This window comes from Streptomyces bathyalis, assembly GCF_015910445.1.
In the GTDB taxonomy this organism is placed as follows: domain Bacteria; phylum Actinomycetota; class Actinomycetes; order Streptomycetales; family Streptomycetaceae; genus Streptomyces; species Streptomyces bathyalis.
Genome location: NZ_CP048882.1, coordinates 4045931 through 4070167, shown reverse-complemented (window position 1 = coordinate 4070167; position 24237 = coordinate 4045931). Strand labels below are relative to the sequence as shown.

Genomic DNA, 24237 nt, shown 5'->3' with positions numbered 1-24237 from the left:
GGGGCCCCTGATGAGCTCTGTGGACGACATAGGCTACGGGCGGCAGTTCGGAGACTTCTACGACCGGATCTTCCCGAGCGGCGCGTACACCGAGCCGACCGTGCGCAAGCTCGCCTCCCTGCACCCCGACCCCGGTGAACGCGCCCTCGAACTCGGCGTGGGCACCGGCCGGGTGGCGATACCCCTGGCCCAACGGGCCTTTCCCGTGACAGGCGTCGACTCCTCGCCCGAGATGCTCGAACAGCTCACGGCGAAGGCGAAAGAGGCGAACGCCGACGTCGAAGCGGTGCACGGCGACATCCGCAAGTACACCGACGACACGAAGTACCAGCTGGTCTACTGCGTCTGCGCGACCTTCTCGATGATCCTCGAGGCCGACGACCAGCGGGCCGTCATGCAGCACGCCGCGGACCGGCTCGCTCCCGGCGGCGTCCTCGTCGTGGAGACGTCGAACCCGGGCGGCCTGCGGGCCCTGCACGAGGGGCAGCAGCGCACCTCGTACTTCATCCCCTACCCGGAGCCGAACACGGGTCTGCTGACGTACTCCACCGTCTTCGAGGACCGCAGTCTCTGGCACGCCTCGCACATCTGGTTCGAGGACGGCAAGTCCTCCGTCGGCTCCGAACTGGCCCGGCTCACCACGCCGGAGGAGGTGGACGAGTACGCGGCAGCCGCCGGCCTGAAGCCGGTCGACCGCTGGGCGGACTGGGAGGAGACGCCCTACGCGGAGGACTCCCCCATGTTCGTCAGCACCTACACGGCGAGGTGACCCCGGCATGAGCAGCACCGTGGAGGCGAAGGACACGACGGTTTCCGAGACTCCCCGTGCGGAGGAGCCACCGGAGCACCTTGGCCCGGCGCACGCGCGCAGACGGCGGGGCGGCACCAGTCCGGCCGCCGTCTGGTACCTGGCGCGGCGCCACCGCGGGCTACTCGCCGCGGGCATCGTCATCGGCCTGATCGGTGTGACGGCGCAGCTCGCGCAGCCGTACGCGATCGGTGAACTGATCAAGCAGGCGGCCGCGAACAAGCCACTCGCCACGGCGGTCCTGATCCTCGTGGGCCTGTTCTGCGTCGACGGCGCGTTCTCGGCGCTCCAGTCGTATCTGATCGGCCGGGCCGGCGAGAACGTCGTCTACGACGTGCGCATGCTGCTCACCAGACGCCTGCTGCACGTGGACCTGTCCGCCTACAGCAAGCAGCAGCAGGGCGACGTCCTCACACGTACGGTCTCGGACACCTCGCTCGCGAAGATCGCGCTGTCGCAGAGCCTGGCGCAGCTCGTCATCAACGGATTCACGGTGGCGGGCGGCGTCGTCGTGATGTTCCTGATCGACGTGTGGATGATGCTGATCACGCTGGCCTGCCTCGGCATCGCCAGCGGCGTCTCACTGATGCTGGCGCGCAGCGTGCGCAGGGCGGCGGTCGTCAACCGCGAGGACACCAGCGCCTACGGCTCGGACGTGCAGCGCGCGCTGTCGGCTCTGCCCACCGTCAAGGCATCCCGCGCGGAGGACCGCGAGACGAACCGCATCGGCCTGCTGGCCTGGCGCGCACGCAACTCCGGGGTGCGGGTCAACGGCCTCAACGCGCTCTTCATGCCCGCCATGAACGTGGGTACGCAGGCGGCGCTCGCCGTCGTCGTCGGCGTCGGCATGACGCGGGTGACCCGCGGGACGATGTCGATGGCGGACCTCACCGCCTTCGTGATGTATCTCTTCTACATGGTCTCCCCCCTGGTGCTCTTCTTCCTGGCCATCGGCCAGTTCCAGCAGGGGCGCGCCGCGATCCGCAGGGTCGACGAGCTCACCACCCTTCCGCAGGAGGGCGGCGTGCTCGACAGGATGCGGCACCGGCCGAAGCCTCCGTCCACTTCGTCGCTCTCGGCGGACCAGGACGCCGTGGAATTCCGCTCCGTGCACTTCAGCTACGGGGGCAAGGACGAGAAGAACGGCGAGGGCGGCGAGGGAAGTTCGGGCGGCGACGCCCAGCAGCCGGCCGAGACGCTCTCCGACGTCACCTTCTCGGTGGCCGCCCGCGGAATGACCGCGGTCGTCGGCCCGTCCGGCGCCGGGAAGACCACGCTCTTCCAGCTGATCGAGCGTTTCCACGCGCTGGACTCCGGAAGCATCACGGTCGGCGGCAAGGACATCGAGACGATGCCGCTGTCCACGCTCCGGGGACTCGTCGGCTACGTGCAGCAGGACACCGCGGCCATGCGCGGCTCCGTGCGCGACAACGTGGTGTACGCGACGCCCGACGCCAGCGACGAGGACGTACGCCAGGTCATCGAACTGGCCGGACTCACCAAGGTCGTCAGCGAGCTGCCCCAGGGGCTGGACACCGAACTGGGCGACCAGGGCAGCGGCCTCTCCGGCGGGCAGCGGCAGCGCCTGTGCATCGCGAGGGCGCTGCTGCAGAAGCCCGCGGTGCTCCTCCTCGACGAGGCCACCTCCCATCTGGACTCCGACTCCGAACGGGAGTTCCGCGAGACGCTGCGCAAGGTCTCCGCCCGCTGCGCCGTGATCGCGATCGCGCACCGCATCTCGACCGTCGTCGACGCCGACATGATCGTGGTGATGAACGAGGGCCGTGTGCAGGCCGTGGGCCAGCACGACGAGCTCATGAAGCGGGACGCGCTCTACTACCGGCTCGCCAACTCGCAGCTGCAGGCCGCCACTTCGACCGCTTCCTGGCCCACGGACCCGACCGGCATGCCGGGGTTCGCGGGTGCCGCGGGTCAGAACGGGAACGGGACGCCGGTGCACAACGGCACGCCCGTCGGCGGGTCGCGGTGACGCAGACCGTCGATGCGGCGATCGTCGGCACCGGTCCGAACGGGCTCGCCGCCGCGGTGACGCTGGCACGGGCCGGCCTGCGGGTCGAGCTGCACGAGGCCGCCGCCTCCATCGGCGGCGGCCTGCGCGGCGAGGCGTACTTCGACAGCGACGTCCGGCACGACGTGTGCTCCGCCGTCCATCCCATGGCCGCCGCCTCCCCGTTCTTCCGCGAGTTCGACCTCACGGCCCGCGGCGTGGAACTCCTCGGCCCCGAGATCGGCTACGCGCATCCGCTGGACGACGGACGCGCCGGCCTGGCATACCCCGACCTGGACGCCACCTGCGACGGCCTCGGGGAGGACGGCCGGCGCTGGCGGCAGCTGATGGAGCCGCTGGTCGAACACAGCACGGGCCTGGTGGACTTCATCATGAGCGGCCAGCGGTCCCTGCCGGGCGATCCCGCCGCCGTCCTGCTGCTCGCGGCGCGGCTGCTTCCCCGAAGGGCGCTCAGCGGCTTCCGCGGGGATGTCGCCCCGGCGCTGCTCGCGGGAGTCGCCGCGCACGCCGTGGGCAAGCTGCCCTCCCTCGCCGCGGACGCCGTCGCGATGCTGCTGGGTCACCTCGCGCACGCGACCGGCTGGCCGCTGCCGCGCGGGGGCAGCGAACGCATCGCCCGGGTCATGGCCGACGACGTACGGGCGCACGGCGGCACCATCCACACCGGCTCGCACATCACCAGCCTGCGCCAGCTCGACCACGCGCGCGCCGTCCTGCTCGACACCACTCCGACCCAGCTGCTCACCCTCGCCGAAGGGCGTCTCCCGGCGGGCTACGCACGGCAGTTGAGGCGTTTCCGCTACGGGCCGGGTGCGACGAAGGCCGACTTCCTCGTCTCGGAGCCCGTCCCGTGGACCAATCCGGACGTGGGCCGCGCCGGCACCGTCCACCTGGGCGGCAGCCACACCGCGATCGCCCGCAGGGAGCGGCTGGCGGTACGGGGCGAACCCACCGACGAGCCGTTCGTGCTGCTCGTGGAGCCGGCGGCCACCGATCCCGGGCGTGCGCACAAGGGCAAGCGGCCAGTGTGGGCGTACGCGCACGTTCCGAACGGCGACCCGCGGGACCCGGTGGCCCTTCTGCGCTCACGCATCGAGAAGTACGCCCCGGGCTTCGGCGACACCGTGCTCGCGGCACGCGGCGTCGCGGCGCGCGACTACGAGTCGTACAACCCCAACTATGTGGGCGGCGACATCGGAGCCGGTGCGATGACGCTGTACCAGTCGCTGGCGCGGCCGGTTCCCAGGCTCGACCCCTGGCGCACCCCGCTTCCGGGCGTCTTCCTCTGCTCCGCCTCGACGCCGCCCGGGCCCGGCGTGCACGGCATGTGCGGTCATCTGGCCGCGCTCTCCGCGCTGCGGAACCGCTTCGGCGTGCGTGAGGCACCGGCGCTGGGGCCGACCGCGCCGGGCGTACGGGCCTGAGACCGGCGCCGGGCCCCCGTCCCGGAGGGGGAGCGACAGCGGCGCCGGCCCCGCCGCCACCGCCTCCGGCCCTATGAACCACCCGGCGAACCGGCCCCGACGCGACCGCCCGTCAGACCCAGCCGCGCTCCCGCGCCAGCAGCGCCGCCTGCGGACGGTTGCCGGCGCCGAGCAGCTGCATCAGGTCCGCGATGTAGCGCCGGTAGGTACGAACCGAGACACCCAGGTCGCGCGCCCCCGCCTCGTCCTTGCCCCCGGAGCACATCGCTCGCAGAACCATCCGCTCCAGCTCGGAAGGCGCGTCCTCTTCGGATCTCCACTCCCCCAGCAGCGTCGCCAGGTCCTCCGACTCCGCCCAGATCGACTCGAAGAGGGCGAGGATGTTGGAGACCAGCCCGCTCTCCTGCGCGAACAGCGCGCCGGCGGCGGTCTCTTCGGGGTCGACGGGTACGACGGCGGTGCGGCGGTCGTACATCTGGATCTTCGCCGTGGTGTGGGTGACCAGCCGCACCCGTGCCCCGTACGACTCCAGTTCACGCAGATACGCCACTGTCGGCTCGTGGTCGAGGGCCTTGCGGACGAGAACGGTGCGCACCGTCAGCCCTCTTCGCAGGCAGCGCAGCACACGCGGGCGTGCCTCGTCGATCTCCTCCTGCCGCAGCGCGACGGCCGGCTCCACGAGAGCGACCTCTTCGCGGGCGAAGAAGGCCAGGTCGTCGATGCGGTCGCGGATCTTCGCGGGGTCGGTGACCTGCTCGATGCCGAGGGCGGCCGGCTCTCGCTCCTCGCCGCGCTCCGCGCGCAACGACGCCACCAACGGCTGGAGCTGCGTGACGCGTTGCAGCTTCTCGTGCAGTTCGTGCAGGCGCAGGTCGAGCAGCCTGGCCACTGCCACGTCCGGGTCCGCCGCGGCGAGTCCGTCGGCCTGTCTTCGCAGCAGGCCCAGTTCACGCAGCCTGCGCAGCTCCCTGCGTGCCGCGTTGGGCGGCAGCCGGAGCTGGTCTATGAGGCCGTCGAGTCCTATGCCGGGCTCACGCAGACAGAGCCGGTACATGTGTTCCTGCTCCTCGGTGAGGCCGAGATAGGACATCTCGTTCGTACCCAAGGTGAATTCCCCCTGTCCGGTCACCCCGCCTGGACCCCTGCACATGGGCGGTGGTCAGAACTTGGGCACCCACATGCGGAACAGGTCTCCGAGCATAGAAAAAACGAAGGCGACGAACACCCCTCAAAGGGAGACCTTTTCGAAAGGGCCCTTCGTATGGTGCGCATCTGCCCCCGTATGCACCGTCCCGGACGGAGGATTCAACTCCGGAAATCGCGCCTCGCGTTCGGCTCGTGGATCACGACGGGTCTTCCGGCGGCCCGCACCGGCGCGTCAGCGCAGCGGCCAGAACCACTCGAGCCCGGTGAGCATCCGGTACGCCTCCGCATACTTCGTGCGGGTCTGTTCCACGATGCTCGCCGGCAGCGGAGGCGGAGGCTCCTCACCGCTCCTGTCCCACCCGGACTCCGGCCCGGAGAGCCAGTCCCGGACGAACTGCTTGTCGAAGGACGCCTGCGCCTGCCCTGGCTCCCACTTGTCCGCGGGCCAGAAGCGTGACGAGTCGGGAGTGAGCACCTCGTCGCCGAGGACCAGGCCGACGTCCGACTCGGCCTGCACGCCGATGCCGTCCTCGTCACCCGTCCGGTACCCGAACTCGAACTTCGTGTCGGCGAGGATGATGCCCCTGTCGAGGGCGACGTCGCGGGCGCGCTGGTAGACGGCGAGCGTCAACTGCCGCAGCTGGGCGGCGGTCTCGGCTCCGACCTCGCGGGCGACCTCCTCGTAGCTGACGTTCTCGTCGTGGTCGCCGACGGCCGCCTTCGTGGCAGGCGTGAAGATCGGGCCCGGCAACTCCGAGCCGTCGGTGAGCCCTTCGGGCAGTGCGAGTCCGCAGACCGTACGGGTCTGCTCGTACTCCGCGAGACCCGAACCGGTCAGGTAGCCGCGCGCGACGCACTCCACCGGGATCATGCGCAGCGAGCGGCACACCATGGTGCGCCCCTCCCAGTCGGCAGGGGCGCCCTCGGGCACCTCGGTGCTGACGACGTGGTTGGGGACGAGGTCCGCGAGCTGCTCGAACCACCACAGGGACAGCTGGGTGAGGATCCTGCCCTTGTCGGGGATCTCGGTCGGCAGCACCCAGTCGTATGCGGAGATGCGGTCGCTGGCCACCATGACGAGGTCGCCCGCCTCGTTGCGGTACAGATCGCGCACCTTGCCGGTGTGCAGATGCAGCAGGCCCGGGACCTGCACGGGGTCGGGCTTCTCCACGAATCCGGACACGGGTCCTCCGGGGTCGGTCAGGGTCTCCCTCCGGTGCCCCCGGCGAACAGTGGGGGAAAGGGGGGAGCGCTTCAGCTCCCGATTGTCCCGTACGAGGGGTTCGCACACCTCTCGGGGGCGGGTGGAACGCGGCGGGCCAGGGCCTCTGCCTGCGGCTCCCTCAGCCCTTCTTGCTCACCCGGTCGAGGAGGTTGGCCGTCGCCCGCTGGATGCGGGGGTCGACGTGGCCGGGACGGTCGAGCGCCGGCGACCAGGCGAAGGTGCCGGAGCAGAAGACCAGTGCCCCGGAGGGAGCCCGGTAGAGCGACGTCTCCTGGTGGCGGTGGACGCCCCGCACGTCGCTGTACGGGGAGTGCGCGAGCAGCGCACGCTCGGAGTGCTCCGGCAGGCTCGTGCGGGGGAAGTAGCAGTCGGCCTCACCGGCGACCAGGCCGGGCAATTCGTCTCCGTCGGCCGCACCGGTGGACTCCCACAGCCAGTGGTCGCTGTTGCGCACCACCAGCGGGTACGGGCGGGGCACCTGCCCGGTGTACTGGATGCCCAGCACGAGCTGTTCGGGTTCGCCCATGGTGCGCCACTGGGCGGCGCGGCCGGGGCCCCGGCGCTTGCGGCACGTCAGCAGCCGGTCGGGGGAGCCGCCGGGCAGCGGGTCCAACTGGACCTGCCAGAACATGGTGTTGGCGGACAGGAAGACCAGCGAGGTCCCCGAGTCGCGCGCCCGTTCCACCGCACGGCGCATGGGCACCGTCCAGTACTCGTCGTGGCCGGGGAAGATGACGCCTCGGCAGCGGGACGGATCGACGCGGCCCGCATGCAGATCGCGGGCATCGGCGTATGCGAGCTCGTAGCCCTGGCGCTCGGCCCAGCGGATGAAGTCGTAGGCGTGGCCGACGTGCAGGGGCAGGCCGGCTCCGGCATAGGGGCGGTCGAAGGAGACCGTGACGGCGGCGTCCTCCTCGCCCAGCAGCCGGCCCTCCTCGTCCCACGCGTGGTACAGGCTCGCGCCGGTGCGACCGTCCTCGGGGAAGAGGTTGTAGGCCTGCCAGGTGATGTCCGGCATGACGAGGAGCAGGTCCCCGGGCGTGCGGTCGCGGACGGTGAAGGGGATGTGCGAGCGGTGGCACCCGTCGGCGGTGGTGAGGACGGCGACGTAGGCACCGGTTGACCAGTCTTCGGGGATCTGCAGGCGCCAGGAGAGCCACCAGTGGTGGCAGGAGACCGTCTTCCCGGCGGTGAGCGGGGCCGGCTGGCGGATGCCCGACAGACGCGGGCTGGTGGTGATCTTCCTCGCGCCGTCGCCGTCGTAGTGGCCGATGCGGTAGATGTCGACGCCGAAGGACTGCGGCGGGTCGACAGTGATGCGGAAGTCGAGCGACTCACCCGGGGCCGTGCCGCCGTCGCTGCCCGCGAAGCCCTTGATCTGGCAGTGCAGGTCGTCAGCGGTGCGGGGGCGGCCCACCCCTGGGCTGCGCGGGATCCGCTCGCCGGAGAGCACATCCTCGAGGCCGGTGTGGTCCACGTACCAGGGGACCATGCGGCCGTTGTCGAAGTACTGCTCGCCGAAGCGCAGCCAGGGCAGCGGCCCTTGGCCGAACGGGTCCGTGACCGCGTGCGCAAGCGCCCCGGACTCCCAGCGCCGGATGTCTGCCTGGCCCACTTGTGACTCAACCCCCCTGCTCGTCGACACCCCCGACAGAGCCACACCATCACATTACGCGAGCGGTGCGTCACCGCCCGGCATCATACGAGGCGAACGGGCTTGTCCGGCCGGACTCCCACCGCGGCCATCCACTCCCGGAGCGGCTGGGGGTCGCCTGCCTCGACGAGTTCGAGCACGGGGCTCGTCAGGTCGGCCGCGCGCGCACCGTCGACGAGGAGCGCCGGGCCGTCGAGCCAGTCGAGACCGGGGACGGCGCCGGCCGTGTCCACGGCCGCGCAGCAGATCACGGCGGTGATGTGCTCCAGCATCAACTCGCGCCCGCTGCGGGGAGCCTGGAGCGGGAGGCCCATGGGCGAGACGCCGGCTCCGTCGCCCACGCCGGCTATGAGCGGCGCCACGAGCGCGTCCTCCCACGATTCGGGCGAGGTCTCACGGGCGACGGCGGCACCTATGCGGGCCGCGAGCTCTTCCGTACGGGCCACCGGGCCGCCCGTCAGCCACTCCATGATCCGGGCCGGGGTCGCTCCGCCGTCCACAGAGCCGCTGCCGGGACGGTCGAGCGCGGTCAGGTGCGTGAAGAGCCGGGAGGCGCGGGTGCGCCAGATGCGGTCGACGACCTCCTCCGGGTACTCCTGCCAGTCCACGGGCGCCCAGTCGGGCCCCGGCTCCGGCGGTCCTCCGTGGAAGAGGCGGGCGGCGAGCAGCGAGACCGCTTCGTCGACGGTGCCCGGCTCGTCGAGCAGATCGCAGGCGGGGCGCTCGCCCAGGCGCGAGGTGAAGCCTTCCGCGAGCCTGTCCCGGTGTGAGAGGTCCGTCAGCGCCGAGACCACCCCCGCATCGAGACGGGCCGGCCACCGGCCGATACGCCAGGCGGGCAGGGCGACCCGCGTCAGCAGCCTGTCCCAGCCCGCGTATGCGAGGCCGACCTGTTCCTGCGCCGCCGTACGCAGCGCGTGATCCACACCCTGTGCACGGGCGGCGGCCGCGGCGGCGACCCCGCGCTCCATCTCGGCCGCGTGCGGCCCGCACGCGCGGAGCATCAACCGGGAGCAGCCGCCCGCGAAGCGGAGACCGGCCCGGCGCACCGCCGCACCCGGCCCTGACGTGCCGGACCGCCCGGCGCGTGCCTTGTCGGCCACGGCGACCGCCGCGTCCAGCCCCCGGACGAACCGGCGGGCCGCGGCTATGTCGGGATGCAGGGAAGGTCCGGTGCCCGCGACCACGGGTGCCAGCAGGGCGCGCAGTTCGGCCACCCTCATCCACCACAGGAAGGGCGAGCCGATGACCAGCACGGGAGCCACGCGCCCGCGGGTGCGGTGCGAGCGGTCCTCGAGCCAGCTGTCGCAGTCCGGGGTGAGGGCCACTGCGGAGGGCACCGGGACCTCCAGCCGCTCGGCCAGATCCCGCACCAGGTCGTACAGGTCGGTTGCGGAGCTCTCCTCGACGGGGACGGTGGGAGAGACGGCAGGGCGCGACCGTGCGATCACGGCAGCGACGCCCCCGGCCACCGCCAGGGCCAACAGCGCGACACCGCTGACGGCGAGCCGCACGCCCGCCCAGTCGGAGCCGATGCGGCCCGTCGTCTCGGCGGCGAGGAGTATCACGGCGGCCGCGGCGGGCAGCAGCGCGAGTGCGAGCGCCGTGCCGCGGATGCGGAGCACGGAGAGAGCGTGCGAGCGCGCGGAGCGCGTCCCTGCCTGGCGGCCCACCACGAACTGCTCACCCCCATCATGACGTGTCCGGTTTCCCGGGTTTCGGTGGTCCCACTGTGGCACCGCGCGCCGACACCGCAACGTGCGCAGGGCCACTCGGGACACAGCCCGGCACAGGGCCGCGGACGCCCATGCGGCTTGCGCGGAACCCTAGTTGGGGGCCGTTCAGCCGTCAGCCGCTCCGCTGTCCGGTCACTCGATGGAATGGCTTTGGGTAGAGCTCTTGCGTCATAGGGGGGTGAGAGGAGTGTCCGTCCTGTCCCCCTGTGTCCCTTATGGGTGCGCGGTCCGGCCGGCCGCCGGCCGGGCCCCCAGGCGGGCCACCGGGACCGCGACACCCGAATCGCCTACTCGGCCGCCCTGGCCGCGATGTCCGTGCGGTGGTGGGAGCCGTCGAGCCGGATGCGTCCGAGCGCCTGGTACGCCCGTTCGCGTGCCCCCGAGAGCCCCGGTCCCGTCGCGGTGACGGAGAGCACCCGGCCGCCCGCGCTGACCACGCGGCCCTGCGAGTCCCGCTTGGTGCCCGCGTGCAGTACGTACGCCTCGGGAGCGTCCTGTTGCGCCACCGCGTCGAGCCCTTCGATCACATCGCCGGTGCGGGGCGCCGCCGGGTAGTCGTGCGCCGCGACGACGACGGTGACCGCGGCCTCCTCGCTCCAGTTCAGCGGCGGGAGGTCGGCCAGCCGTCCGGTGGCCGCGGCGTGCAGCAGCCCGGCCAGCGGCGTCCGCAGGCGCGCCAGCACGGCCTGGGTCTCCGGGTCGCCGAAGCGGGCGTTGAACTCGATGACGCGCACGCCGCGCGACGTGATCGCGAGCCCCGCGTAGAGCAGCCCCGAGAACGGCGTCCCGCGGCGCCGCAGTTCGTCGACGGTCGGCCGGAGCACCGTCTGCTCGATCTCCTGCACCAGCTTCGGGTCGGCCCACGGGAGTGGTGAATAGGCGCCCATCCCACCGGTGTTGGGCCCCTCGTCGCCGTCGTAGGCCCGCTTGAAGTCCTGCGCGGGCTGGAGCGGCACGACGGTCTCGCCGTCCGTCACCGCGAAGAGCGAGACCTCCGGACCGTCCAGGAACTCCTCGATGACGACCCGCTCACAGGCGTGTGCATGGGCACGCGCCACCTCGATGTCGTCGGTCACGACGACTCCCTTGCCGGCGGCGAGCCCGTCGTCCTTCACCACGTACGGAGGACCGAAGGCGTCCAGCGCCTCGTCGGCCTCCTGCGGTGTCGTGCACAGGTGGCTGCGGGCCGTGGGCACGCCGGCCGCAGCCATGACCTCCTTGGCGAACGCCTTGGAACCCTCGAGGCGTGCCGCCTGCGCCGACGGCCCGAACGCGGCGATGCCGCGCGCCCGTACGGCGTCCGCGACACCCGCGACGAGTGGTGCCTCCGGCCCGATGACGACGAGGTCCGCGTTCACCTGCGGCGTCTCCGCGAGCGTCGCGACGGCGGCGCCGTCCGTCGCGTCCACGGCGTGCAGCGTGGCGACCTCGGCGATTCCGGCGTTGCCGGGCGCGCAGTGCAGCGCGGTGACCTCGGGGTCGAGCGAGAGAGAGCGGCACAGGGCGTGTTCGCGGGCGCCGCCGCCGATGACCAGAATCCTCACGGGAGCAGCCTAGACGTCGGGCTCCGAGCGCTTCGCGGGGCACTCTTTCGAGTGAGAGCGGAATCCGTCCTATACCTGAGCAGTGCACAATTCGGTGGTAGTTCGGCCGCAAAGTGGCGTTGCGCCCCCACTTATGGCGGTAGGAAGGGCCCTTCGAAACGGTCGTCGTCGTGGCGCGTGTGTTGTGGGGTGTGGCGGTGAGCAAGCCGAAGATGCGACCCGGGGCGGGACGGGCGTTCCCGCTCGGTGACTGGGGCGAGCCGGGGGAGCGCCTCGACGAGCTGTACGTATGGGTGGAGCAGCGCGCGCTGTTCATCGCCGACTGGTATCTCTCCGACCGCACCTTGAAGCAGTGGGGTGCGCGTGCCCTGCGCACCGGTGTGTCGCTCGGGGCCGCCGGCGCCGCGGTGCTGCCGCTGCTGACCCTGACCGGGACGCTGCCGGTGCGGCATGCCGTGTGGGGCTACTTGGCGCTGCTCGGCGCCCTTGCCTGCATCTGCGCGGACCGGTACTTCGGGCTGACGTCGGGCTGGATCCGCGACGTCGCGACGGCGCAGGCGATCCAGCGCAGGCTGGAGACGCTCCAGTACGACTGGGCCTCGGAGTCCGTGCGCGAGATGCTCGGCCCGACGGAGGGCGGGGCGAGTGAGGCGGCCGAACGCGGACTGTCACTGCTGCGCCGCTTCACCGAGGACGTCTCGGAGATCGTCCGGAGCGAAACGGCAGACTGGATGCTGGAGTTCAGGCCCGGCCCGTCACCGCTGGCCTCGCAGCCCGTGGCCGTTTCGGCGGCACGTCCCGCGGAGATCTGCGCCGCCGGGCACAACGTGCACCGCTTCCCCGCGCCGCCCGGCTTCCGCCCGAGCATGCCCCGCCAGCGTCCGCCCGAGGGGCCTCTGTGACGTCGCGTTGCGGTCCCCGTCCTGACGGCGGGCGCCGTGTACCTCCCGTCAGCTGAAGACGATCATCGATCCCTGGGCCAGGCTCCGGGTGGCCGCCGCGTGCAGCCCGAGCCACACGTGCCGCTCCCGCGCGAACGGCCCGTCCTCGGGAGCCACCGGCATCTCCGCCGGCTCCTCCAGATCCGTGGGGCGCGAGGGGGACTGCGGGGCCGGCGGCGGTGCGGCCGGGTCGATGCCCAAGTACGGGGCGACGGCCTCCAGTTCGCGCAGCAGACCGTGGCTGGAGCCCAACGGCCCGCCGCCGTCGATCAGTTCGTCGTTCGCGAGCGGCACGGGGAAGTCGAGGGGGACGTACGCGCCCGCGTGGTCGTAGTGCCACACCAGATGCGACTGCTGCACCGTCGTCTCGAACATCTCCAGCAACTGCTCGTAGTCGCCGCCCAGTTCGTCGACGGGCGTGACCTCGAGATTGCACATCTGCAGGATGTGCGCGCGGCGCAGGAAGTGCAGCGCCTCGTAGTCGAAACCCGCGACCGGCGCGACCTCTCCCGAGAGGCCCGGCATGTAGTTGTAGACGGGGACGGGCGGCAGCCCCGCTTCCGTCAGGGCCTTGTCGTACGCAGCGATCTCCTCGGCGAAGGGGTTGTCGGGGCTGTGGCACAGCACGTCGACGAGGGGAACCAACCAGAGATCACATGCCAAGGGATTTTCTCCAGCCTCGCTTCGCCGGGGGACACCCCCGGCCCGGTCGCAACAGCGTAATGCCGCCTGCCGGGGCCGTGTTGAAGAGTGCGGGACGCACGGCGCCGGTCACCGTGCCTGTCAGCGTGCCGGTCACTGCGCGGGACGGGCTCACGGGCCCGACCGCATGGGCTTCTCCGCGAGCGCCAGCGCATGCTGGTGGTAGTCGGTAACGAGCCGCTGCGTGGCCTCCGCGTCGTCCCGCTCCACCGCGTCCACCAGCTCCCGGTGCCCCGACCACAGCCGGTTCGCCAGGTCCCGCTCGGCGCGCAGGCAGGGCACGCTGAAGACCCAGCACTGCACGCGGAGCCGGTCGAGGAAGTCGCAGATGTACCGGTTCCCGATGACGTCGCCCAACTCCCGCCAGTAGCGCAGGTCGTAGCCGATCAGCACATCGAGGTCGCCGGCCCGGGCCGCCCTCACCGCGGCCTCCGCCCGGCGCCGCACGGAGGCGAGGACGGCGTCGTCGAGCGTGAGCATCGGCACCGGCCCGTCGTCCGCGAAGTAGCCGTGGAAGAGCCCGTCGAGGACCACCATCCGAGCCTTCACCATGGCCCGGTAATCGTCGATGGTGAATTCGTGGACGCGGAAGCCCCGGTGCTGCTCCACGTCCAGCAGACCCTGCGCGGCCAGGTCGACCAGCGCCTCGCGCACGGGTGTGGCGGACACCCCGTACTGCTCGGCGATCTCCTTGACCGTGAAGTGGCTCCCGGCCGGGAGTCTCCCGGCCAGGATCTCGTCCCGCAGGGCGCTGGCGATCTGCGCCCGCAGCGTACTTCGCTTGATCATCGGCTCGACTCGAATCTGCTCGCGAGACGAACTCGCCCGGACCCGGCCTCAGCCCCGCCCCGAGGTCGTGTGCGCGTCGGCGGCGCCGAGTGCCTCGTCCAGGACCGCCAGACCCTCCTTGACCTCCGCCTCGCTGATCGTGCACGGTGGCACGACGTGGGTGCGGTTCATGTTGACGAAGGGCCACACGCCGCCGCGCTTGCAGGCGGCCGCGAACTCGGCCATCGGCGCGTTGTCCGCGCCGCTCGCGTTGTAGGGCACGAGAGGCTCGCGGGTCTCCTTGTCCCGTACGAGGTCCAGCGCCCAGAAGACGCCCATGCCGCGCACCTCGCCGACCGACGGGTGGCGTCCCGCGATCTCCCGCAGCGCCGGGCCGATGATGTTCTCGCCGATCTGCGCGGCCTGTTCGACGATGCCCTCCTCGGCCATGGCGTTCATCGTCGCCACGGCGGAACCGCACGCCAGCGGGTGCCCGGAGTAGGTGAGCCCGCCCGGGTAGGGACGCTTGTCGAAGGTGGCCGCGATCTCGGCGGAGATGGCCACGCCGCCCAGCGGCACATAGCCGGAGTTGACGCCCTTGGCGAAGGTGATCAGATCAGGGGTGACGCCGAAGTGGTCCGCGGCGAACCAGGCCCCGGTGCGCCCGAACCCGGCCATCACCTCGTCGAGGATGAAGACGATGCCGTGGCGGTCGCAGATCTCGCGGACCCCGGCGAGGTACCCGGGCGGCGGCACGAGGACGCCGGCGGTTCCGGGGACGGTCTCGAGGATCACCGCGGCTATCGTGCCCGGGCCCTCGTAGACGATCGTCTCCTCGAGGTGGGCCAGTGCGCGTTCGGACTCCTGCTCCTGCGTCTCGGCGTAGAAGTGCGAGCGGTACAGGTGCGGGCCGAAGAAGTGCACGGCGCCCGCCGAGCCCGTGTCGTTGGCCCAGCGGCGCGGTTCGCCGGTGATGTGGATCGCCGCCGAGGTGTGGCCGTGGTACGAGCGGTAGGTACTCATCACCTTCGGGCGGCCGGTGTGCAGCTTGGCCATGCGGACGGCGTTCTCGACGGCCTCCGCGCCGCCGTTCGTCCAGAAGATCTTGTCCAGGTCGCCGGGGGTGCGCTCCGCGACGAGCCGCGCCGCCTCTGCACGTACGTCGACGGCGAACCCGGGCGCCATCGTGCACATGCGGCCCGCCTGCTCCTGGATGGCGGCGACGACCTTGGGGTGCTGGTGCCCGATGTTGGTGTTGACCAGCTGGGAGGAGAAGTCCAGGTAGCGGTTGCCGTCGTAGTCCCAGAAGTACGAGCCCTCGCCGCCTGCTACGGGCAGAGGCTCGATGAGCCCCTGCGCGGACCAGGAGTGGAAGACGTGCGCCCGGTCGGCGGCCCGTACGGCCTGGCCGGCGGCCGGGTCGGGGACGACGGCGGGGGTCGACGGGTTCGTACTCGTGCTTGTCACGTGCTGGCTCCTCAGCTCGGGGAAGGCGCCGGGTGGGACGGCCACAGCCTAGGGGGTGCCCCAGCAGGGCAATCAACACCGCGGCATCGCCATGCCCTGGGCCGTTCCGTGCGACGGCCCCTCAGCACCCTCTGAACGGCTGCCCCGGGCTCGCGTTCTCATGACCCCGGCGGGCGCCGCGTCCTCGGCTCTGTCACCGTCGGCAAGGCCCGGCGCCGCCCGCACCGGGGTCCGTCTTCCGACGGATCCCGCCCACCGCACGGACGACGTATGTACTTGCCGGGGCTGCTCGACCACGAGTACGTCCTTGCTTGCGGCCGCGGGCGCGGGCGGCAGGTCGGCGGTGGGCTCGGCCAACTCGCCGAGCGTGCGGGCCGAAAGCGCGCTCTCCGGCAACATGCCGCGTTCCTCGGCGTCGAGTCCGGCCGTCACCGGGGGCGACCCGCAGTGCGTCCACGCCCTGGTCGCCATCCTCGTGCCATGCCCGCACGCCGGGCAGGTCATCCGCCATGGCAGCCACGTCAGCGGCACCGCGCAGTGGCCACCGAACACGACGAACTCGCCGTCCGGACGCCCTCAGGAAGGGATGGTCTCCCCCGGGGACTCCCGCGGTCCGCGCGGCCGCGGCGGCCGCACCACCGCGCGCAGCCTGCGCCCTCCACCGTGACGCGCGTTGCCCGGACGCCGGTACCGCACGTCGACGACTGTGAGGTCACGTCCGTAGTCGACCTCCTGGATCTTCCACGAGAGGGGTTCCCCCAGCCGTTCGCGTACGAAGGTCTCGATGGCCGCCGGTTCGGTGACCGCCTCGTCGACCGTGACGAGGGCACGCAGCGTACGGGCGAACAGCCGCGGGTGGCCTGCGATGTAGACCACCACCAGCGGCAGCGTGCACAGCAATGCGGCGAGCATCAGACTCACGTTCGGCAGGCCGGAGATGAGGCCGAGGACGAGGGCCGTGAAGTAGTAGGCGATCTCCTCGCTCTGCATGGAGTCCGAGCGCAGGCCGACGATGGAGAGCACCCCGATCAGACCGAAGCCGAGGGCGATGCCGCCTTGGTCGCCGCTGCGGCCGAGCACCGCGGCGAGCGCGAACAGCGCCACGTTCAGCGCCAGATACCCGGGGATCAGATCCCGTCGCCGGTGCCGCGGATAGTAGATGGCGAACGTCAGCACGCAGACGGAGACGAGGTCCAGTGCGAAATGGATGAGGATCTGGCTGATCGGGTCCATAGCGGGAAAATAGGGGAGCCGGTCAACGGCGGTGCCTCTACGCCCCTCACCCCACCGATAAGGGCGAATTGAGAGCTTGTCATCTCAATTCAGGCCCTCGAGGTGCGCCCCCGTGCCGGGCGTACGGGCGTTATCGGATCGGATTCGGGGCTCCGATCCATCCGCGACGCCCGCCACTCTATTCTCGTGGCAGCCAAGCACCCGGGGGGAAGAGGTACCAAGATGAAGCGGCTCAGCGCCGAGGACCCACGCTGGATCGGTGACTACCGGTTGCTCGGCAGGCTCGGCGAAGGGGGCATGGGCCGGGTCTATCTGGCCCGTTCGGGGCGCGGCCGCACGGTTGCGGTGAAGGCCGTGCAGGACGAACTCGCCCGGCAGCCCGACTTCCGGCGCCGCTTCGCCCAGGAGATCACCGCGGCCCGCAAGGTCGGCGGCGAGTGGACGGCACCCGTTCTGGACGCCGACACCGAAGCCGCGACGCCGTGGCTCGCCACCGGTTACATCGCCGGGCCCTCCCTCTCCGAGGTCGTGGACGACCAGTTCGGGCCGCTGCCGCACCCCACCGTGACGGCGCTGGCCTCCGGGCTCGTGCGCGCGCTCAGCGACATCCACCGTGCCGGGCTCGTCCACCGCGACCTGAAGCCGTCCAACATCCTCATCACCATCGACGGTCCGCGCGTCATCGACTTCGGCATCGCCCGCGCCCTCGACTCCGCCGTGCAGTCGGCGGGCGGGCTGACGCGGACGGGCGCGCTCGTGGGCTCCCCCGGCTTCATGTCGCCGGAGCAGGTCCGCGGCATGCAGGTCACACCCGCGAGCGATGTCTTCTGCCTCGGTGCGGTACTGGCGTACGCGGCGACGGGGAGGATGCCGTTCGGCACGGCGGACAGCGGTGTGCACGCGCTGCTGTTCCGCATCGCCGAGGAGGAGCCCGAACTGTCCGGGCTGGAGGGTCCGTTGAGGGACCTCGTCGCCGCCTGCCTCACCAAGAACCCGGCGGACCGGCCCACGGTGGAGATGCTGCTGCAGCAGACCGAGGGCGAACTGAAGGGCACCTGGCTCCCGGGCGAGGTGCTCGCCGAGCTCGGCCGCCATGCCGTGCAACTGCTGGACAGCGAGGACCCGGAGAGCGTCGAGCAGCCACGCGCCGAGGCCGTGAGCACCGCTGGGCCCGTGGTGTCCGGTCCCCTCGCGCAGCCCACGCCGTCGACGCCGCCGCCCTCCGCACCCCAGGGACCCTCGACGCCGCCGCCTTCTCCTCAGCAGGGGCCGTCGACGCCGCCACCCTCGGGGCAGTCGGCCCCGTCCACCCCGCCGCCGCCAGGGCTCTACGGCCCGCCCTCCGGCTCCCCGTACTCACCGCCACGGCAGCAGCAGTGGCAGCCCGGCTTCCCGGGGCAGCACGCCGGTCCGGCCCCGGCTCCCGGTCCCGCTCCTGCAGGTCCGGCCCCGGCTCCCGGTCCCGCTCCTGCCGGTCCGGGCGGGCCCGGCGGCGCGCGGCCCGCACAGCCGCTCCGCCCGACTGCCTCTCCCCGCAGGAGCGCGCAGGCCCTCACGGTGCTCTTCAGCCTCCATCTGCTGATCGGGACGATCGCCGTGGTCGTGGACGGCCTCGTGATCAACAAGCTCGACAGCGTGCAGGCGAACACCGGCTTCGCCGACGAGCTCGAGGACATCAACGGCTACGGCCGCCTGCAGGGCGCCACGGTCGGAGTGGAGGTCATCGAATCCCTGCTGGGGATCAGCGTCATCGTCCTCTGGCTGATCTGGTTCTGGCGGGTCCGGGTCAACTCGGAGCACTTCGCGCCCGGCCGCATCCGTTACAGCTCGGCCATGGCGGTCGGCTCGTGGTTCATACCGGTGTGCAACCTGTTCATGCCCAAGCAGGTCCTCAACGACGTGTGGACGGCGAGCGATCCGGCCGCACCGCAGTGGCAGGGATACGGGCCGAAGCCGCGCGTACGGCGGGGCATCGTCAACGGCTGGTGGACGATGTGGCTCGTCTATTTCTTCTTCTTCCTGCTGGACTACGAGAGCTGGTACGGCGAGGACAGCCTCGAGGCGGCCCAGCAGACCATCTCGGTGGCCGTCTTCACCGACTTCTTCGGCATTCCTGCCACGATCCTCGCCCTCGTCCTCGTCAGCCGGCTCACCTCCATGCAGGACGGCCGCCTCGCCGGCCGGCTCAACTGAAGGACCGGCGCCCGTCATCGGGCCGCGACCATCAAACGGGAACGTGTTGGCAGCCGGGCTGTGACCTTTGCGAAAGAGAGTGAGAGGGTTCCAGCGCACCGGCTGGAACGACCGACGTGGGGGATGCAATGGCGGAGCTGGCGGCGGACGACCCGCAATCCATCGGCCGTTACCGGCTGTTGAGCAGGCTCGGCTCCGGCGGTATGGGCCGGGTCTACCTGGCGCGGTCCGAGGGCGGACGTACGGTCGCGGTGAAGCTCATCAAGTCGGAGCTGGCGGCCGAGGCGGAGTTCCGTACCCGCTTCCGCCTGGAGGTGGAAGCGGCACGGCGCGTGGGGGAGCGCTGGACGGCACCCGTGCTGGACGCGGACACCGAGGCCGAGAACCCCTGGGTGGCGACCGGTTACATCGCCGGGCCCTCCCTCGAACAGGTCGTGTCCACCCGGATGCAGCGCGGGACCTCCACAGGCTCGACCGGCGGTGCCGGAAGCGGGGGAGGCGGCCCGCTCCCCGAGAACTCCATCCGCACGCTCGCCTACGGACTCGCCAGCGCCCTCCTCGACATCCACGGCGCCGGGGTCGTGCACCGCGACCTCAAGCCGTCCAACGTGCTCGTCACGATCGACGGCCCGCGCGTCATCGACTTCGGCATCGTGCGCGCCCTGGACGCGCTTCCCGACTCGACGGTGACGGGGACCGGCGTGATCGTGGGCTCCCCCAGCTACATGTCGCCGGAGCAGATCCGAGCACAGCAGGTCACCCCGGCCAGCGACGTCTTCTCCATGGGATCGGTGCTCGCGTACGCCGCGACGGGCCGCACGCCGTTCGGGAGCGAGGGCGGCGGCATGCACGCCGTGATGTTCCGCATCGCCTCCGAGGATCCCGATCTGGAGGGGGTCGAGGAGCCGCTGCGCGGTCTGATCGCCTCGTGCCTGGCCAAGGACCCGGCGGAGCGGCCCGCGCCGGAGGACGTCATCGCGGGAGTGCAGCCCATCTCCACGGGCACCGCCGCCGCGCCCTGGCTGCCCGCCACGCTCATCGCCGAACTGGGCCGTCACGCCGTGCAGTTGCTGGACACCGACACCCCGCCCTCGGGGTCCGGGGCCCCGGACGTGCCCGGTGGCGGTGGGTCCGGGGAGTCGCACACGTCCGCGCTGCCCCCGCCGCCGGCCCAGCAAGCACCGGAGCAGCAGGCGCCGCCTGCTCCCGCTCCCCGGCCGCGCAGGCGGCTGGCGATCGGCGCGCTGGCGGCGGTCGTCGTGGCGGGTGTCGCCTTCGCGGCGTCCGGGGCCGAACTCCCGCTGCTGAACTCGGACAAGACCACGGGCACCGGCGAGTCCTCGGACATCCCGGAGAGTTACGTGGGCACCTGGAGCGGCGAGGTCGAGCGGGACGGCGAACCCACGGGCCAGTACCGGCGCTTCGTCGTCACGCGCGGCAAGATCGGCGAGGTCGTGGCCAACAGCATCAGCCTCGGCAAGACCTACGAGTGCAAGAGCGACGGCAAGCTCGTCTCGGCCGGCGATTCGGTCGAGCTGGACACCAAGGTCGTCAAGAGCGTGCCCGAGGGCAAGTGTTCCGCTCTGGGCTCCCACAAGCTCAGCAACGCCTCCGACACGACGCTGAAGTGGGAGGCGGCGGGCCGCAGCGCCACCCTGCACCGCGTCACGGAGCCGGAGAAGCTGGCCGAGGAGTATCTCGGCACCTGGCAGCGCCAGTTGCCCGCTGGCGGCACCCAGCGGATCACCGTCAAGCAGGTGGCGGCGGGCGCCATGTCCATCGGCATGGTCTCCGAGGCCCCTGACGAACACTGCGAGGCGAAGGCCGATGTGGTCTCCGTCGGGGGGCGGGACGAGCCCGTACGCCTGGGCCCGCCCCGCCTCGACAGGACCGCCTCCTCCGGGGCCTGCCGTACCGGGCCGTCCGCGACGCTGAGTGTCGAGAACGGGGTGCTGGAGCGCGGTTTCGCCACGGGGTCCGTCAAGTCGTTCACGTATCAGCGCGTCGACTGACCCGGCCCCGCCCCGGCCGCACCGCGGTCGCCGGGGTCACTTCGTCTCCAGGTCCCTGCGCCGGAAGCCGGCCAGCCCCGCGGCGATGAGCGCGGCCGCGACCGCGGTGAGCACCGCCATCGGCGTCCAGTCCATCTCCTTGGCGGGCAGCTGCGGAACGTGCCCGAAGGGGGAGAGGTCGTTCATCCAGTCCGGGAACTGCAGGATGCGGCCCAGGTATCCGACGAGGAACGCGTACACCGGCACGAGCCACGCCGCCGCCGTGGCGCGCGGCAGCCACCCGAAGAGCAGCGCGGCGACGCCGGCCGTGACCCACAGCGCGGGTGCGTACGCCAGTGCCGCACCTGTCAGCGCCAGCACCAGACCGCCGTCACCGGTTGAGGCCGCGCCCGCGATGCCGAAGCCGAGCCCGGTCATCAGCAGCGTGAACGTGCCGCCGACGAGCGTCACCGACAGATGGCTCCAGGCCCACCGCGTACGGGAAAGGCCCGTGGCCAGCAGCGGTTCGGCCCGGCCCGCGGTCTCCTCGGCGCGTGGACGCAGCGCCGCGAGCACGACGTAGACGCCGGCGATGACCGCGTTGACGATCATGACGATCGAGGCGAAGGACTCCACGAACGAGGATCCCCCGGCCTTCGCCAGGACCTGGTCCATCATCTCGACGTCCTTCAGCATGTCGTCCACGTCGCCGAGGATCGACCCGTACATCGTCCCCAGCAGGATCACCCCGGCGGCGAAGCCCGCGATCATGCCGCGGTGCAGCCGCAGGGCGAAGCCGAAGGGCCGCACCAGCGCCGCCGAAGCCGTCCGGCGTCCCGCGGGCGGAGTGCGCAGACCCTCGCCGACGTCGCGCCGCACGCTGAGCGCATAGCCCGTCCCGCCGGCCGTGACCGCGGCGGCGAGCGTGAGCAGCAGCGGCCACCACAGGTCGTCGACGAACGGATAGCTGCGCTGCGCCCAGCCGATGGGCGACAGCCACGACAGCGTGCCGTCGCCGACGTCGCCGGCCGCCCGCAGCACGTACGCGAGCCCGATCACGCCCAGCGCCATGCCGGAGGCGCCGCGCGCGTGCTCCGTGATCTGCGCGGTGATGGCCGCGACGCCGGCGAAGACGATGCCGAGGCCCGCGAACACCGCCCCGTACAGCAGCGATCCCTCCCAGTTGACGCCCGTCATGCCGGACCCGCCGAGGCTGACGGCCAGCAGCGCGCCGAGCGTGAGCGATGCGGCCACGGCGACGGCGAGGGCGGCGGTCAGCGCGGCGTGCCGGCCGACGACCGTGGAGCGCAGCAGCTCCGCGCGGCCGGTCTCCTCCTCGTCACGCGTGTGCCGCACGACGATCAGCACCGCCATGAGGCCGGTGAGCACCCCGTAGAAGCCGATCACCTGATGCCCGAGCATCGCGCCCAGGCCGTAGCCGCCCTCCAGGTAGTGACGCGGCCCGGTCATGGCGAGCGCGGCGGGGCTGCCCATGGTCTTCGCGACGGAGACACGCTCGGCCGCTCCGGAGTAGAGCCCTTCGAGCTTGGCGACCGTCGACAGGTTGGCCATCAGCAGTGCCGCGATCCAGACGGGGATGCGGATGCGGTCGCGGCGCAGGGCGAAGCGGATGAGCGTGCCGGTGCCCGCCAGCAGGCGGTGGGGAGCACGCGGGCCACCCGCGCCGTCCGCCGCCGGTGCTGTGCTCCGCGGCCTCTTCCGGGACTCTTCCGTGGAGCCTCGCGTGGGGCTTCCCGCGGCTCCTGAGCCGGTCTCGGTCCTCATCGTGCCGCTCCCCCGGCGCCGTTGAGGTGCCCGTTGGCGGCGAGCTCGTCGCCGTAGTGCCGCAGCATCAGCTCTTCGAGCGTCGGCGGATGGCTGGTGAGGCTGCGGACGCCGAGCCCGCTGAGGTGGCGCACGGCCTCGTCGAGGTGGGCGCCGTCGACGGCGAAGTGCACCCGCGCGTCGTCGGTGCGTACGTCGTGCACGCCCGGCAGCGCTTCGAGTCCCGTCACGGGCCGCTCGGTCTCGGCCTCGATCGTCGTGCGCGTCAGGTGCCGCATGTCGCTCAGCGTCCCGGACTGGACGATCCTGCCGAGCCGGATGATGCTCACGCGGTCGGCCAGCTTCTCGACCTGGGCGAGGATGTGGCTGGAGAGCAGCACGGTCTTGCCCGCCGCCTTCGCCTGGAAGACGACGTCCTGGAAGACCACCTCCATCAACGGGTCGAGTCCCGCGGTGGGTTCGTCCAGCAGCAGCAGCTCCGCGTCGGAGGCGAGAGCCGCGATGATGGCGACCTTCTGCCTGTTGCCCTTGGAGTAGGTGCGGCCCTTCTTCGTCGGGTCGAGGTCGAAGCGCTCGATCAACTCGTCCCGGCGTGCGGTGTCGAGGCCGCCCCGCAGGCGGGCGAGCAGATCGATCGCCTCTCCGCCGGTGAGGCCGGGCCACAGCTCGACGTCGCCGGGGACGTAGGCGAGACGGCGGTGCAGGGTGACGGCGTCGTCCCACGGGTCGTGGCCGAGCAGCCGGGCGGTTCCGGCGTCGGCGCGCAGCAGGCCGAGGAGGACGCGGATGGTGGTCGATTTCCCGGCTCCGTTGGGCCCGAGGAAGCCGTGCACCTCGCCGGTGCGGACTTCGAGGTCGAGCCCGTCGAGTGCACGTACCCGGCCGAAGGTCTTCACGAGACCGGTTACCGAGATCGCGGTGGCGGATGTGTCCATGGACAGGAAGCTACGCTTGTTTCATAAATTTGTGAAGTTAAGGAAGCGTTAGGATCTGCGGTACGCAGCTGAGCAGGGAGGGAGCCGAGCCGGTGACTGGAAACAGACCGGACCCCGCGTCCGGAACCGCCGGAACCGCCGGAACCGCCGAGGACGACGCGGGATACGACGCAGCGGCATCCGCCTTCGTCGAGCGCTTCGCCGGCGACATGACGGAGGCGGGCATGCAGCGCATGGCCGCCCGCGTCTTCGCATGCCTGCTGGCCTCCCGTGACGGATGGCTCAACTCGGCACAGCTCGCGGAGCGGCTCCGCATCAGCCCGGCCGCGGTCTCGGGCGCCGTCCGCTACCTCTCCCAGGTACACATGGTCAGCCGCGAGCGCGAGCCGGGATCGCGCCGCGAGATCTACCGCGTGCACGAGAACGTCTGGTACGAGGCACTCCTGGACCGCGACCAGCTCCTGAGCCGGTGGACGGCCACGCTGCGCTCGGGCGAGGAGGCTCTGGGGCCGGAGACTCCCGCCGGACGCCGGGTGAGGGACACCCACGACTTCCTGGAGTTCATGCAGGGCGAGCTGGAGGGAATGCTGGAGCGCTGGCGCGCCCACCGCGCCGCCCGCAACGGCGAGGGCCCGTAGGCGTATTGACCTGTCCGG

18 protein-coding genes are annotated in these 24237 nt (G+C 71.6%); 7 read left to right on the top strand and 11 right to left on the bottom strand.

Annotation, left to right across the window (positions count from 1 at the left end):
* Positions 1–10: 10 nt before the first annotated feature.
* From G4Z16_RS17685 to G4Z16_RS17675, 3 genes are read left to right on the top strand one after another with little or no spacing between them, the layout of a single operon-like run.
* The gene (locus G4Z16_RS17685; protein WP_197351729.1) at positions 11–769 is read left to right on the top strand and encodes a class I SAM-dependent DNA methyltransferase; all 759 of its coding nucleotides are present in this window, start codon (positions 11–13) and stop codon (positions 767–769) included.
* A 7-nt stretch (positions 770–776) separates the two neighbouring features.
* The gene (locus G4Z16_RS17680) at positions 777–2798 is read left to right on the top strand and encodes an ABC transporter ATP-binding protein (RefSeq protein WP_197351728.1); all 2022 of its coding nucleotides are present in this window, start codon (positions 777–779) and stop codon (positions 2796–2798) included.
* Positions 2795–4261: a phytoene desaturase family protein gene (locus tag G4Z16_RS17675; RefSeq protein WP_197351727.1), complete on the top strand. Its 1467-nt coding sequence runs from the start codon at positions 2795–2797 to the stop codon at positions 4259–4261. The genes G4Z16_RS17680 and G4Z16_RS17675 overlap by 4 nt, the downstream gene beginning before the upstream one ends.
* 112 nt (positions 4262–4373) lie before the next feature.
* On the opposite strand, the gene G4Z16_RS17670 is transcribed toward G4Z16_RS17675, so the two are convergent.
* From G4Z16_RS17670 to purD, 5 genes are all read right to left on the bottom strand, one after another.
* The gene (locus tag G4Z16_RS17670; RefSeq protein ID WP_197351726.1) at positions 4374–5366 is read right to left on the bottom strand and encodes a response regulator transcription factor; all 993 of its coding nucleotides are present in this window, start codon (positions 5364–5366) and stop codon (positions 4374–4376) included.
* Positions 5367–5639: 273 nt separating this feature from the next.
* On the bottom strand, positions 5640–6590 hold the full coding sequence (locus G4Z16_RS17665) for a phosphoribosylaminoimidazolesuccinocarboxamide synthase (protein ID WP_197351725.1): 951 nt from the start codon (positions 6588–6590) through the stop codon (positions 5640–5642).
* A 160-nt stretch (positions 6591–6750) separates the two neighbouring features.
* Positions 6751–8247: a N,N-dimethylformamidase beta subunit family domain-containing protein gene (locus G4Z16_RS17660; RefSeq protein WP_197351724.1), complete on the bottom strand. Its 1497-nt coding sequence runs from the start codon at positions 8245–8247 to the stop codon at positions 6751–6753.
* Positions 8248–8330: 83 nt separating this feature from the next.
* A complete protein-coding gene (locus G4Z16_RS17655; protein ID WP_246530918.1) occupies positions 8331–9911 on the bottom strand; it encodes a hypothetical protein in 1581 nt (526 codons plus the stop codon).
* A 398-nt stretch (positions 9912–10309) separates the two neighbouring features.
* Positions 10310–11566, bottom strand: a complete 1257-nt coding sequence (purD, locus tag G4Z16_RS17650) for a phosphoribosylamine--glycine ligase (protein WP_197351723.1) — start codon at positions 11564–11566, stop codon at positions 10310–10312.
* A gap of 212 nt (positions 11567–11778) precedes the next feature.
* On the opposite strand from purD, the gene G4Z16_RS17645 reads away from it, so the two are divergent.
* On the top strand, positions 11779–12468 hold the full coding sequence (locus tag G4Z16_RS17645; protein ID WP_197354714.1) for an SLATT domain-containing protein: 690 nt from the start codon (positions 11779–11781) through the stop codon (positions 12466–12468).
* A gap of 48 nt (positions 12469–12516) precedes the next feature.
* Here the strand turns inward: G4Z16_RS17645 and G4Z16_RS17640 are convergent, their stop codons facing one another.
* The 4 genes from G4Z16_RS17640 to G4Z16_RS17625 form a co-directional block, all read right to left on the bottom strand.
* A complete protein-coding gene (locus tag G4Z16_RS17640; RefSeq protein ID WP_197351722.1) occupies positions 12517–13170 on the bottom strand; it encodes a hypothetical protein in 654 nt (217 codons plus the stop codon).
* Between the two features lie 150 nt (positions 13171–13320).
* On the bottom strand, positions 13321–13998 hold the full coding sequence (locus G4Z16_RS17635; RefSeq protein ID WP_197351721.1) for a GntR family transcriptional regulator: 678 nt from the start codon (positions 13996–13998) through the stop codon (positions 13321–13323).
* Positions 13999–14046: 48 nt separating this feature from the next.
* Positions 14047–15444, bottom strand: coding sequence for an aspartate aminotransferase family protein (locus tag G4Z16_RS17630; protein ID WP_197351720.1), 1398 nt, complete (start codon positions 15442–15444; stop codon positions 14047–14049).
* A 576-nt stretch (positions 15445–16020) separates the two neighbouring features.
* Positions 16021–16677, bottom strand: a complete 657-nt coding sequence (locus tag G4Z16_RS17625) for a DUF4956 domain-containing protein (protein ID WP_197351719.1) — start codon at positions 16675–16677, stop codon at positions 16021–16023.
* Positions 16678–16899: 222 nt separating this feature from the next.
* Here G4Z16_RS17625 and G4Z16_RS17620 point away from each other — a divergent pair, with 222 nt between their 5' ends.
* Positions 16900–18870: a protein kinase domain-containing protein gene (locus G4Z16_RS17620; RefSeq protein WP_197351718.1), complete on the top strand. Its 1971-nt coding sequence runs from the start codon at positions 16900–16902 to the stop codon at positions 18868–18870.
* 128 nt (positions 18871–18998) lie between these two features.
* Entirely contained in the window at positions 18999–20882 is a 1884-nt protein-coding gene (locus G4Z16_RS17615) for a serine/threonine-protein kinase (protein ID WP_197354713.1), read from the top strand.
* Positions 20883–20918: 36 nt separating this feature from the next.
* On the opposite strand, the gene G4Z16_RS17610 is transcribed toward G4Z16_RS17615, so the two are convergent.
* Together G4Z16_RS17610 and G4Z16_RS17605 are read right to left on the bottom strand one after the other, a co-directional pair.
* Positions 20919–22646, bottom strand: coding sequence for an ABC transporter permease (locus G4Z16_RS17610; RefSeq protein ID WP_246530917.1), 1728 nt, complete (start codon positions 22644–22646; stop codon positions 20919–20921).
* Positions 22643–23581 (bottom strand): ABC transporter ATP-binding protein, encoded by a 939-nt coding sequence (locus tag G4Z16_RS17605; RefSeq protein WP_197351717.1) that lies wholly within the window; start codon positions 23579–23581, stop codon positions 22643–22645. Before G4Z16_RS17605 ends, G4Z16_RS17610 begins: the two co-directional genes overlap by 4 nt.
* Before the next feature lie 92 nt (positions 23582–23673).
* Here G4Z16_RS17605 and G4Z16_RS17600 point away from each other — a divergent pair, with 92 nt between their 5' ends.
* Entirely contained in the window at positions 23674–24219 is a 546-nt protein-coding gene (locus G4Z16_RS17600; RefSeq protein ID WP_425508092.1) for a GbsR/MarR family transcriptional regulator, read from the top strand.
* The last annotated feature ends 18 nt before the right edge of the window (positions 24220–24237 follow it).

Coding starts and splice junctions, on each gene's coding strand:
- G4Z16_RS17685 (WP_197351729.1), top strand. CDS start 11: ATGAGCTCTGTGGACGACATAGGCTACGGGCGGCAGTTCGGAGACTTC.
- G4Z16_RS17680 (WP_197351728.1), top strand. CDS start 777: ATGAGCAGCACCGTGGAGGCGAAGGACACGACGGTTTCCGAGACTCCC.
- G4Z16_RS17645 (WP_197354714.1), top strand. CDS start 11,779: ATGCGACCCGGGGCGGGACGGGCGTTCCCGCTCGGTGACTGGGGCGAG.
- G4Z16_RS17635 (WP_197351721.1), bottom strand. CDS start 13,998: ATGATCAAGCGAAGTACGCTGCGGGCGCAGATCGCCAGCGCCCTGCGG.
- G4Z16_RS17625 (WP_197351719.1), bottom strand. CDS start 16,677: ATGGACCCGATCAGCCAGATCCTCATCCATTTCGCACTGGACCTCGTC.
- G4Z16_RS17620 (WP_197351718.1), top strand. CDS start 16,900: ATGAAGCGGCTCAGCGCCGAGGACCCACGCTGGATCGGTGACTACCGG.
- G4Z16_RS17615 (WP_197354713.1), top strand. CDS start 18,999: ATGGCGGAGCTGGCGGCGGACGACCCGCAATCCATCGGCCGTTACCGG.
- G4Z16_RS17610 (WP_246530917.1), bottom strand. CDS start 22,646: ATGAGGACCGAGACCGGCTCAGGAGCCGCGGGAAGCCCCACGCGAGGC.
- G4Z16_RS17605 (WP_197351717.1), bottom strand. CDS start 23,581: ATGGACACATCCGCCACCGCGATCTCGGTAACCGGTCTCGTGAAGACC.